Source organism: Pseudoprevotella muciniphila (assembly GCF_003265305.2).
GTDB classification, from domain to species: domain Bacteria; phylum Bacteroidota; class Bacteroidia; order Bacteroidales; family Bacteroidaceae; genus Alloprevotella; species Alloprevotella muciniphila.
Map to the genome: position 1 here is coordinate 609,653 of NZ_CP033459.1, position 12,604 is coordinate 622,256.

Sequence of the window (12,604 nt, forward strand, 5' to 3'; positions counted from 1 at the left end):
CACAATCATTGTTTTCGGATGTTGTGTGCCATCTTGTAGCAACTTCAGCAATTAGAACAATCAGAGATTATAGGTGTGAATAGAGTTCTATGGGCTGTCCGTCGGGGTCGGTGAGAAAAACGAAGTCCTTTTCTGTGTATTCGTCTCTTCTAATATCTTCGTGGCAAATCCCCATTGCGTCGAGTTCGGCTACGGCTTGCTTGACATCATCCACCTCAAATGCCAGATGTCGCAATCCTATGGCTTCGGGGTGTGTGAGTCGTTTTGGCGGCGAAGGGAACGAGAAAAGTTCTACCACATATTCTCCATTCAAAGCCAAGTCGGTTTTATAAGACAGCCTTTCGGCACGATAGTGCTCTGCCACAACTTGCAGCCCCAACACGTTTGTATAGAATTCGAGTGAGCGTCTGTAGTCCGCACAGATAATGGCAATGTGGTGTACTTTTCTTAATTTGAGCATAGAGATATAGGCATGGCATTATGAATAGAATAAAAGTGCGCAAAAGTTAGCCCTAAATTAGGACTATCCGCTTAACCCAATACCGAATGACCGACTTTAGGTTAAACGCACTTTTTGTCATTTTTCACGATGACTTTGCAGTCTGCTGGTGCTTTGATGTTATTATCAATGATGATTTCTCCAACACTGTCGATGGCGATATTTCCTGTTCGTGGATTTTTTATGCTGACGATGTGTCCTTTTATATTGCCTTGCACACTACTATATTCGAGCGCGAGGTCAGCGTCTGCTCCGAAGGTGCAGTCCTCGAGGATAAGTCCATCGCAGTAGCAGAGCGGTTGTGTGCCTGTGATGTGGCAGCGAACCAATCGGAGGTTACGGGAGTTCCATGCGAGGTATTCTCCATTGATTTCGCTATCATAGACGGTGCAATTGTCCGTTTCCCAGAAAGCATCCTTCGTGTTGAGTATAGAATTACGGATGACAATGTTTTTAGAATATTGGAAAGAATAGTTGCCATTGAGCACGAGGTTGTCTATCTCGATGTCTGCACAGTGCATCATGATGTAGTCTGCATTATCAGCCGTAACATTCTCAAGACGTATGCCCTGACAGTTCCAGAGTGTTTCCTGTGCATTGGTCAACTTCACCCTGTTGAGGTGCAGGTTCTTCATGTCGCGAAACATTTTAGGAGCCTCCACGATTGTGTCGGTCATTTCAAGATTTTCAGAATACCACAATGCTGCCCTACTGCCTTCGGTAAAAAGGCAATTATGAACTTTGAAGTTAATGGTATTCCAAAGCGGATATTTCCCTTCGAATCTGCAGTTTTCACAGACTATATTGCTACACTCTTTCAGCGCGCTCTCTCCTGCGTGTATTGTAACATTATTGAGGTGGAGACCGTGCATTGCATAGAGCGGCCTTTCTCCCTCAAATTCCTTATTTTCGATATTATTCTTTGTCATTTCTTATGTATCCATTCCTTTTTGTGATTGAAGCACCAAGCGAGTCGAATGAGGAAGATCAGTCCCCTAAAAGTAAGTTCGGCACACATTGCCATCCATACACCCTGTAAGCCATATATAGGTGCGAGGAATGCAGCAAGGGTAAGTCTTACCGCCCACATACTTGCAAGATTCATGCCACTGGGGACTATTGTGTCGCCTGCACCGACAAAAACGCCATACGCTACGATAGATGCAGCGAACATCGGTTCTGCCCACGCTTCTATGCGTAAACATTCTATTCCCAAAACCTGTATTTGTTCTACTGGCGAGAGCACTTCCATCATCAGCGGTGCCGCCATGTACATCACCAATCCCATGAGAGCCATAACAACCATTCCAAGTCCTATTGTCATTATGGCAAAGCGTCGCATCAGTTCGGGCCTGCCTGCTCCGAGACTTTGTCCTACGAGTGTGGTTGCCGCATCGCTTACACCATATCCGGGCATATAGCAAAGACTTTCTGCCGTTATGGCAAAAGAGTTGGCTGCTATGGCGAATGTTCCAAGTGGTGCCACGATGACCGTCGTCAGGATTTGTGCTGAACACATCACGGCATGCTGCACCATCATGGGCGCTCCAATTTTCACGGCACGTTGCAGTGTGCGTCGTTCGGGTTTGAAGTTTCCATGTTCATGCAACAGATTGAGTTCTTTGGAACGCAGCGCAAGAAAACCAAACATTGCAACAGCACTTATAACAAAAGCCACCAACGTGCCTAATGCTGCGCCAACTACTCCCAGTCCGAATCCTGGCAACATGATGTCCAGTCCGAGAACAGTTATCGTCCGAGTAGGAAAAATAAAAAATGCATTCATTATCACGTCGAGCGTACAGGCTCCGACCCCCAACAGGCTTGGCACCAGCATATTCCCGCTACAACGCAACATTGCTGCAGAGAGGAAATAGATTTGCATGACAGGGATGCTGATGGCATATATCATAAAATAAGCCGATGCATCTGCGTGGATGCTTTCTGATCCGCCGAGCCACGTGGGTAAGGCATCGCTTATCAACACCCCCACTACAGCCACCGCAAGACTGAAAATGAAAGCGCTGACGAGGCCTTGACGTAACACAGCCCTCGCCCCCACTTCATCGTGCGCCCCTATCCTGTGCGCCACCTGCACGCTGAAACCGGCAGAGACGCCCGAACACAGTCCTCCGAAGAGCCACGTGGTAGTAGCCACAAGCCCTATGCTTGCCGACGCATTTGCACCGAGACTTCCCACCATCGCTGCATCGATATACTGCATGATGATGACCGATATCTGAGCAAGAATGGCAGGCACACTGAGCGAAACCGCCAACATGATTTGCTGCCGGAACGTGAGGTGTTTGCCTGTTCTCACCATTTTTAATAGCCCGTCTTTGGTCATAGTTTTTTGATATAGCGTGCAAAAATAAGAACTTTTGCGTAATTTTGTAGTGCAAAACATGACATTATATGGACGTACTTTACGAAGATAACCATATCATCATCGTGAACAAACAGCCTGGCGAAATCGTTCAGGGCGACAAGACTGGCGATGTTCCATTAAGCGAAACGGTGAAAGCCTACCTGAAGACGAAATACGATAAGCCTGGTAACGTGTTTCTGGGTGTTACTCATCGTTTGGACCGTCCTACGAGCGGTATTGTGCTTTTTGCCAAGACGAGCAAGGCGTTGTCCCGCCTTAATGCCATGTTTTCAAAAGGCGAGATCAGCAAGACTTACCACGCCATTGTGCCTCGTATGGCTGATACAGAAGATACAACTCTTACTCATTGGCTTACACGCAACGAGCGACAGAACAAATCGTACGCCCATGACAAAGAAACAAAGGATAGCAAGAAAGCCATTCTCACTTTTCGCACGATAAGCCATGGCGACCGCTACACGCTCGTCGAAGTACAACTCCACACAGGCCGCCACCACCAGATTCGCTGTCAACTGGCTGCTATAGGCCACGTGATAAAAGGTGACCTGAAATATGGTGCTCCTCGTTCCAATCCAGACGGAAGCATTTCGCTCCATGCACGACAGATAGCCTTTGAACATCCTGTGTCGCACGAACAAATAGATGTAAAGGCACCTTACCCTGCTGGCATTTGGGATAGTCTTGCTGGCGAAAAATGACAAAACTTAGATTGTTATCAATACCATTATGCGACCATATTTTCTCTTATCGCTTCTTCCTGCCGTTGCTACGGCGCAGGAGCGTCCTAACGTGATTGTGATACTTGCCGATGATTTGGGCTACGGCGATATGTCCTGCTATGGCGCCCAACGAGTACAGACGCCCTGTGTTGACGCACTTGCTGAAAGCGGTATCCGCTTCACCAATGCCCACGCTATAGCATCTACGAGTACTCCTTCGAGATATAGCCTTCTGACCGGCGAATATGCCTGGCGCAAACCCGGCACAGACGTTGCTGCCGGTGATGCAGGCATGATTATCCGACCAGAGCAATTTACCATGGCAGATGCGTTTAAGAGCGCAGGTTATGCCACGGGTGCCATCGGCAAATGGCATCTGGGACTCGGCGACAAGTCAGGTGAACAGGACTGGAATGCCCCCTTGAGTGCATCGCTAGGGGATTTGGGGTTCGACTATCACTATATCATGGCGGCTACTGCCGACCGTGTGCCATGCGTGTTCATAGAGAACGGCATGGTTGCCAACTATGATGCCACATCACCTATTGAGGTGAGTTATAAACGTAACTTTGAGGGAGAGCCTACAGGCGCCAAGAATCCAGAACTACTCTACAACCTGAAACACAGCCATGGTCACGACATGTCCATCGTCAACGGCATAGGTCGCATCGGTTTTATGAAAGGTGGCGGCAAGGCGCTCTGGAAAGACGAGAACATTGCTGACAGCATAGCACAACATGCCATCAACTTCATCTGCAACAACCGCGAAAAGCCCTTCTTCCTCTACCTCGCCACTAATGACATCCATGTGCCACGCTTCCCGCATGACCGCTTCCGCGGCAAGAATGCGATGGGGCTGCGCGGTGATGCTATTGCGCAATTCGATTGGACTGTAGGTCGCGTTACACGAACATTGGACAGCCTCGGTATCCGCGAGAACACACTCATCATTCTCTCGAGCGACAATGGTCCTGTGGTGGATGATGGTTACGATGACAAGGCAGAAGACCTGCTTGGCAGTCATAAACCAGCCGGACCTTATCGCGGGATGAAATACAGTGCCTTCGAAGGTGGATCTATCGTACCTTGTATTGTTAACTGGAAAGGACACGTTGAAGCAGGACAGACATCAGATGCCCTGATTTCACAAATAGACTGGCTGACTTCACTCGCTAAATTGACAGGCACACGCATTCCACGCGGTGCTGCACCAGATAGTGAAGACCATATCTCTACCCTGCTCGGCTACGACCGCGCCGACAGAGACTATGTCATAGAATTTGCAGCCAACCATACGCTTTCCATTCGCGACAAGCGCTGGAAATATATCACGCCCAACAACGGGTCGAAAATGATTACGTGGGGGCCGAAAATCGAGACCGGCAACGACCCCGAGCCCCAACTCTACGACATGACAGCCGCTTACGAAAGCGACAACCAGGCTTGCAATTATCCAGACATCGTGGAAAGGCTGAAAAAACAGTTAGAGGCAGAAAAGACAAAAACTCCTCAAGGGAAATAAAGCAAGATTGTCTGTATTTCACATTTTTTTCAAAAAAAAGCGACAATTACAGATTTTTTAAATAAGAAATTTTAACTTTGCGAAAGATTGTGAAAAGAAATAAAACAAAACCAATCATAAACGCCATGAAGATAAAATTCTATGCGGCAGCATTAGCCGCTATGTTTGGAGCAACGATTGCTTCAGCACAAGAGTATGAGCCTTATCCCTACGGATTTGTAGGTGTTCAGGGCGGCGCACAACTGACATTCACCAACTACGACCACGGTAAACTCATTACTCCTGTTGGTGCAGTGCAACTCGGTGCGATGTTTACCCCCGAAATTGGTGCACGTCTGCACGTAGGTGGCTGGATGAACAAGACCGCTGCCGGTCACAACACAGGCTACGGTACAACCAAGTTCAACTACCTTACAGCCGACGCAGACCTTCTCGTGAACCTGACAAACGTGTTCAGCAAGAAAAAAGTACATCCATTAGATGTATATCTTGTTGCAGGTATAGGTTTGAGCAAGGCATGGAATCTTGATGATATTGATGCTGTTCAAAGCAAATACATCACCAAGCCAGACGACAAGTTTGCACACAACCTGCGCATCGGTGGTATGCTGGAGTACAACTTTGCGAAACACTGGTCAGCAAACCTTGAAGTGGACCTCAACAACCTCGGCGACCGTTTCAATTCTAAACTGAACGGCCACGACGACATGCAACTGACTGCCATGTTGGGACTTACTTATAAGTTCGGCTTCAAGAAGAAGGTGCTTCCTCCACCTCCACCCAAACCTGAGCCCAAGCCTGAGCCCAAACCGGAACCAAAACCGGAACCCAAGCCCGAGCCCAAGCCGGTACCTCCTCCCCCTGCGCCCAAACCTGCTCCTAAACCTGTAGAGCCGAAGTTTGTGCCAGAGGATACACAGATTGACCTTTTCTTCAATGAATCGAAGGTTGTCATCACAGACGAGAATGACGACAAGATTCGCCAACTGGCAGACTGGGTGAAGAAGCACGACAACTGCCGCGTGAACGTAAGCGGCTATGCTGACAAGGGTACAGGTAAGGCTGCACGCAATCAGGTTCTTTCAGAACAACGCGCCGAAAACGTGAAGAAAGCACTCATTGAACAATACGGCATCAGTGCCGACAAGATTACGACCAACGCATTCGGCGACACTGTTCAGCCATACGCAGAAAACAACAAGAACAGGTTGGCTCGAATCACGGCGAAGACCTATAAGAAATAATCGTGGTCAGCACGATTGAATAAAAGGAATGCTCCGAGCGGGGCATTCCTTTTATTATTTGAGTAAATAGTACACATATTTGCAACACCTTGGATAAGGTTGGGACTTTTGGGAAAAAGTCGTATGCACAGTGGCTATTCTGACGACTGGGTGGGAACAACAAAAGCGCACTCAAATGAGTACGCTATGCGTTAAGGATTACTTGCCACTTTATTCGTACTAGCCTTCGCCGCACTTCGCGCGGCTGGCTGACTACGGGCAAGTGACGCGTAAAATGTAGCCTTTTGGTCGAGACCTTAGGCTCGATTTATGAAAGCCTGACCCGTTAGGGGAACGCTCAAGATTTATATTTTTTCAATATCAACTTCTCCTAAAAGAAATTGTATTACCCCAACATAAGTTATGCCATCATCATCTGTCCAAGGCTTACGGTTGCCATCAAGCAAAACAATTTTCCGGAAAGAATCTCCTGTATTCTTCATTGAAAAAGTCTCCTGCTCCTTCTTTTCTGGGGTATCGACATTAAGGGCTGACTGGACATATATTTTTTGCCGCGTAGTATTTATAACGAAGTCAATTTCATACTGCGAGGCTATTCTTTTCCCGTCAACCAACTTTCTGACTTCTACAATTCCCACGTCCACACTATAGCCAAGACGAAGTAGCTCTAAGAATATTAAGTTTTCCATCAGATGCGACCTTTCCTGCTGCCTGAGATTCAGTTTGGCATTTCTAAGCCCTAAGTCCATCGCATAGTATTTCTGTATGTTGTCAAAATACCGCCTGCCTTTAATGTTATACCTGCTTGCAGAGACGAATAAGAAGGCATCTTCCAAAAAGTCCAAATAGTTCTTGACCGTGTGGTTAGAAGTATTCATTCCCATAAGCGAACTTGCCGTATTAGCAAGTTTGGTTGGATTGGTCAAAGAACCGACAGCGGAAGACAATGCGTTCACCAAAGCGTCAAGCACGATGTCGTCTTTAAGATTATAACGCTCCACGATGTCTTTTAGATATACATTATTGAAAAGGCTGATAAGATATTTCCGCTTTTCCGCTTCATCCTTTTCCAAGACAGCCAGCGGCATTCCACTATACTAAAGTTATTCTTTCAGCCTTCAATTTCACCCTACCATAAAACTCCCTGAATGAAAGCGGAAACACTTTCACTTCCGAGCCACGGTCTCGGAAGTTGGTAACGATGTCCTTCGACAGCATCTTGGAGTTGGAACCTGTCACATAGATGTCCAGGTTGTCCTGCATCCGCAAATCATTTAGGACATCATAGAAAGTCGTATAAAGCAGTTCCCTGTCTTCTTCAGGCACAGAACTCTCATCCAAATCGGTGTTCTTGACTTTATACGACAACTGGATTTCGTCAATAAAGACATAATACTTCTGACTATGATCGTTCGTCTTTTCTTTGACATAGGAAGAAAGCACACGAGGATTGCGATAAGGAGAATGTTCATCCTTATCCAATGCGATTTCAATGATATTATCTTCTGAGGCACCCTCTTTCAACAGATAATTCTTATACAAGGTAGAAAGCAGGAAAGATTTACCGGACCTCCTTTTGCCGGTTATGATTTTCACCTTTCCATTCCACCGTTTACTGATGAGTTCTTTAAGCAGTTGTTTACGTTCAATTATAATAGCCATACTTTTTGCATTACTTCCATTTTAGTAGCCAAACGCCACCATTTTGGAAGTACAAAGATAAATTCGTTTATATAAAAGAAGAAAATGATACTCAAAAATCCAATAAAAAAGGAATGTCCGGTATGAACATTCCTTTTATAATCAATATGACAGACCTTTCAATTTGTACTGTCCTTGGATTTATCTCACAATCTTCTTGCCGTTGACGATGTAAACTCCTTTGGCAGGTTTGCTTACCTTGCGGCCCTGAAGGTCGTAGATGGCGTTTTTATTGCTATTCATCTGAACAATATTGACGGCAGTTGGGTCGCCTACGACTAGAGTTGCATCTGTGATGCTACCGCCATTGCCGAGAATGGTATTGCCTGCCACGGTGCTTCCTGCGGGGTCGAGACTGTTCCAGTCCACCTTGAAACGTATGCGGTAGGTGCCATCGGCTGTTGGTGCTTTGAATGACGGCGGGTTGAGCACATTGCGTGCACTGCCTGTGAGGTTTGTGCCCTCGCTGTTATAGCCGTTAGTATCGTTGCTGTCGTCAAAGCTGTAGAACGCGTATGTTTTCACATCGCCGGTAGCCGTGTGTGCTGAGGCATTTATATTCACATTGAACACACCGTCGTTGTTTTCGTCGACGAATACGTAGCCATGCATCCAAGAGCCGTTGTAGTTGAAGGTTACGGTGAGTTTTTCACCCTTCTCCACCTTTATGACATTCGAAGTGAGGTCCTGATAAGGCTTGTGGTTCGTATTTAATGTGAGTGTCGTCGTTTCACTCGTTTCGGGCTTGATGATAATGCTGTTGAGGTAGCGACTGCTGTTCGTAGGGTCGGCGTCGCGGTCGAAATTCACGTTGTATGGCGGGACAGCATCCACTGTTACCATAACAGTCTTAGTTACAGAGGGATTGGCAGCTGAGGTAGCGGTAATGACGGCAGAACCTTCTGCAATACCTGTTACCACGCCATCTGCAACCGTAGCGACAGATTCATCAGACGATTCCCATACGAGTTCTTTGTTGCTTGCATCGGCAGGAAGAACCGTTGCCGTAATCGTTACGTTTTCGCCTACATATACATTGTATTCTGTGGCATTGAACGAAATGCTTTCTGTGGGGATATTACCTACGATGACTTCAAACTGCGCCACGGCACCACCGTCGTCTGCTGCAGTAGCAGTGATGGTTACGGTCCCCTCACTTACACCCGTAATTGCCCCGTCAGCAACTGTAGCGATGCTTGGGTCGCTCGATGTCCAAACTATGCTCTTGTCGCTTGCATCGAGTGGCATTACTACATAATCCGGACGGATGGCACTTCCGGCTCCCACTCTGTAAGAGTCAGCAGAGAAGCAGATACTGTCAACAGATACGAGGTTGCCACTACCATCTATGCCGTTGAATACATAGACTGAACTGGCTGGTATTGACAGGGTGAGTTCTGTGTCGATATTGATGGCTGAACCTTCGGTGAGACCGGAAAGTCTTATTTGGTCAGCGAAAGCCTTTTTGAGCGTGATAGTGGTGTTGATGCTTTGCGGTATGTCGAGTGCTTTGCGAAGCGTTGTCTTGAAAGTCTGTCGGGTGTTGGAACCATTACGCAGTGTGAGTACAGCCTTACGACCATTCCATCCTGCCCAACCATAGATATTACATTTCGAGCCGTCCCAGGGATTGCCTCCTACCCAGTGGATATCGGGCAACACATCAGCGTTTTGACGTTGCCACTTGATACAGTCGGCAAGGTCGCTCCAAAGTTTTCCGCTGTTGATGGAGTTCATCAGGCTATAGTCGTTGTAGAGTTCCACCATACCGCTACCACATGCAAAAGCACAACGGAGTTCGCGAAGCACTGCGTCATAATCGCGTGTGCAATTTGCCGGGCTACTATATTTTGTTAAAATGAAGCCGTGTGTCATCAATGTGTTGATAGGACAGATGGGGCTGTTCTGCACAAAATTCTGATAAACGAGGCGGTCGCGATAGGTAATCCAGTTCTCACGACTAATGGAGTTGTTGCCGATTGTTCCGAAGTCGTTTTCCTGACGCCATACGGCATCTGTTATCTTGAACCAGAATGGGCTTGCCCATGTTCCTACCGTAGTGTTGAAGAAGATGTCTTCCTTGTAGTTCTTGCGGATATCTCTTTCGGCATAGATAATGGCTTCTGCATTTTCTTCGCCAGTGGTGCCAGCATCAGGTCCTACTGAAGAGAACTGTGCGCTGATGCCATCAAACTTGAAGAAACGGAAATCGTAATCCGTCAGGAGCGTCTTACATGCCTTGGTAAACACATCATAATATGCTGTATTGGAGAGTTGCATACCGCCCTTACCATTCCAGTAGCCGCGACGATAGTTACCGCTTGTGCCATAGCCGCCAACCGGACCGAGCCAAGCACCGATGCCAGAACACATTTTGCGTGTAACCTGATCCACTTCCGTGAATCCGTTGGGGAAGTTGGGGTTGAAGGTCCATGTGCCGTATTCATCCCAGCCATCGTCCCAGACGAAGGAGTTGATGCTCACACCATATTTATCGAAAAGATTTGTTTTCCACTGGTTCACTACGTCAACGCATTGGTTGATGTTCATGTTCGTGGTGTATGAAGCATCGTTGTTTCGGTCGATGTTGAGTTCATACCAACTGATGTATGCCGGCATACAACGCCATGGCACAGCACGCTCTCTTTCAGAATATGCCAAGAACGAACGGCGCTGCTGTCCTGGAGCCACAAGTCCTACGACAGCACTGACGTTCCATTCGGTACCTGCCTTGAGCGTAGTATTTCTGCTCCAAAGACCTTGGATGGACACAGTGGCTTCGCTCGGTAAGTGGATGATTTCTTCTGTTTTAAGTGTTATTGTGATATTTCCGCTTGAGGTAAGCGCTTCTGAGTTCTCAACCATGTAGCGCAGTTTGTATGTACCACTGAAAGGAATGGTCATACTATATACATTTTCGCTTTTGGCTGTGCCTGTATATCCTATATGATAATCGTATGCTACGATGTCGCCACCGCTGTCGAGAAGGTCAACACCCACGATATTGAGTCGATTGTTGCCTGACGAATAGTTGAACTCAACCTGGAACTTTCCAGAACCTTGAATTGCCAAATCCTGACTTACACCATAAACATTTGGTGCGCTATATCCTAATTCGCCCATACGTAAAGGTATTTCACTCTGTTGCAGTTGTGTCCATGACGAGGGTGTCCAACTGTCAGAAAGTGAACCGTTCTCCTCTATTGACGTTCCGGAAAGTGCCTTTAAGTCTGTTGATTTCTCTGCCTTTGGTGTTGCACTCGCGCCATCGAATACCACTACAGGTGCAATAACTTTTTCTGAATATGTAATAGTACCGCTGGATGTTACGGATTCCGTTTTTATCTCCACGAAGTAACGAACGAGATAAGTGCCCACTGCTGGAATATTGAGTGTATAAACATTGTTCGATTTCTGCCCACCTGTATAACCATAGTGATAGTCGCTTGCCACAACATTACCATCCATGTCCAGCGCATCAACGCCAACAATATTCAGACGATGGCTACCGGACGAATAGAGGAAAGTAACAGTTTGCGAGCCTGCAGTCTTAAAGGACAGGTAGCCTTGCGTTGCCACAATCTGGTCTGCGGTGTAACCCATCGATGTTATGGCTGATGGCGTTGCTGAACCCGGTGCATAATTGAAAGATGCCGAAGTCCAAGAATCGTATTGGAACTGTACGGGTATATTGTTGGACGAGCCAGATACACTATTTATGCCCATTGGTGTTTCAAGACCTGCAAAGATCTTGTCGCTCATCAAAACTGCTCCGCGCGTATTGCCCACAACTGTTGGTGTGCTTCCTGCAGCAGCCACGTCCACATCGTAAAGCAATGGAATGACGTTAAAGAGTTTCACGTCGGCAGAGCCCCTCAGTGTAATGTCCGTACGCAGATAATGGCTTCCGTCACGCAAATCTGCCTGCCAGAACACATTGACCACAGAGCCCTGATAAGTGTAAGTGAACCGAGCCTTGAGTGCTTTCCCAGAGAAATGTTCAGAACCTTTTACCGCAGTATTACTACCAGTAAGATCTATCATTTCAACACTTCGCAGGTTCATTTCAGAGGCTTTTACCTCTGTACTGCCATCGCCAAAAGCCACAGTAAAGAGTTCAGTGCCTGCCTTGAGATTCATTGCTTCGCAGCCGTCAAACTTTAATGTATTATTAGTCTTGACAAACGAAGCACTGAGCACGTTATTCGACAACGTATATATTGTTTCATTGCCTTGTGTTGACACCGTACTTTTTGCAGTACCCACTTCGTCCTGCTGCAAGGGATAGACGCGTGCCATTTCGTAAGTACTGTTCTGTGCCAAAATGGGTAACACAGCAAGAATAAGGGAGAGTAAACTCAGAAAGATTTTCTTCATCTGCATGGTTAGTTATTATTTGCAAAAATTTAACATTCAACGTTGTCTAAAAGAAAGTGGATTTGCACACATTTCTTCAAAATTACTGCAAATTTAGAAAAAACTCTGCTCCGAGTCAGACAATAAACGTTAAATTTGCATTTCAAAATGAAA

General features: G+C 46.7%; 9 protein-coding genes. 3 read left to right on the forward strand and 6 right to left on the reverse strand.

The window, feature by feature from the left end; all coding sequences use genetic code 11:
• Window positions 1-67 precede the first annotated feature (67 nt).
• From gloA2 to C7Y71_RS02540, 3 genes are all read right to left on the reverse strand, one after another.
• Complete coding sequence (gene gloA2 / locus C7Y71_RS02530) at window positions 68-460, reverse strand: SMU1112c/YaeR family gloxylase I-like metalloprotein (protein WP_111898953.1); 393 nt, start codon at window positions 458-460, stop codon at window positions 68-70.
• A 101-nt stretch (window positions 461-561) separates the two neighbouring features.
• Complete coding sequence (locus C7Y71_RS02535; RefSeq protein ID WP_111898954.1) at window positions 562-1,428, reverse strand: DUF3737 family protein; 867 nt, start codon at window positions 1,426-1,428, stop codon at window positions 562-564.
• On the reverse strand, window positions 1,425-2,846 hold the full coding sequence (locus C7Y71_RS02540; RefSeq protein ID WP_111898955.1) for an MATE family efflux transporter: 1,422 nt from the start codon (window positions 2,844-2,846) through the stop codon (window positions 1,425-1,427). Before C7Y71_RS02540 ends, C7Y71_RS02535 begins: the two co-directional genes overlap by 4 nt.
• A gap of 68 nt (window positions 2,847-2,914) precedes the next feature.
• On the opposite strand from C7Y71_RS02540, the gene C7Y71_RS02545 reads away from it, so the two are divergent.
• From C7Y71_RS02545 to C7Y71_RS02555, 3 genes are all read left to right on the forward strand, one after another.
• Window positions 2,915-3,586 carry an RluA family pseudouridine synthase gene (locus tag C7Y71_RS02545; RefSeq protein WP_111898956.1) on the forward strand — a complete coding sequence of 224 codons (672 nt, stop codon included), beginning with the start codon at window positions 2,915-2,917 and terminating at the stop codon, window positions 3,584-3,586.
• A gap of 28 nt (window positions 3,587-3,614) precedes the next feature.
• Window positions 3,615-5,129 (forward strand): sulfatase-like hydrolase/transferase, encoded by a 1,515-nt coding sequence (locus tag C7Y71_RS02550; RefSeq protein WP_111898957.1) that lies wholly within the window; start codon window positions 3,615-3,617, stop codon window positions 5,127-5,129.
• Between the two features lie 125 nt (window positions 5,130-5,254).
• Window positions 5,255-6,373 carry an OmpA family protein gene (locus tag C7Y71_RS02555; protein WP_146739463.1) on the forward strand — a complete coding sequence of 373 codons (1,119 nt, stop codon included), beginning with the start codon at window positions 5,255-5,257 and terminating at the stop codon, window positions 6,371-6,373.
• 344 nt (window positions 6,374-6,717) lie between these two features.
• Here C7Y71_RS02555 and C7Y71_RS11965 read toward each other — a convergent pair whose 3' ends face one another.
• From C7Y71_RS11965 to C7Y71_RS02565, 3 genes are all read right to left on the reverse strand, one after another.
• Window positions 6,718-7,446, reverse strand: a complete 729-nt coding sequence (locus C7Y71_RS11965) for an ATP-binding protein (protein ID WP_226943529.1) — start codon at window positions 7,444-7,446, stop codon at window positions 6,718-6,720.
• 19 nt (window positions 7,447-7,465) lie between these two features.
• On the reverse strand, window positions 7,466-8,035 hold the full coding sequence (locus tag C7Y71_RS11970; protein ID WP_226943531.1) for an ATP-binding protein: 570 nt from the start codon (window positions 8,033-8,035) through the stop codon (window positions 7,466-7,468).
• Window positions 8,036-8,215: 180 nt separating this feature from the next.
• A complete protein-coding gene (locus tag C7Y71_RS02565; protein WP_193215948.1) occupies window positions 8,216-12,451 on the reverse strand; it encodes an Ig-like domain-containing protein in 4,236 nt (1,411 codons plus the stop codon).
• Window positions 12,452-12,604: the final 153 nt, after the last annotated feature.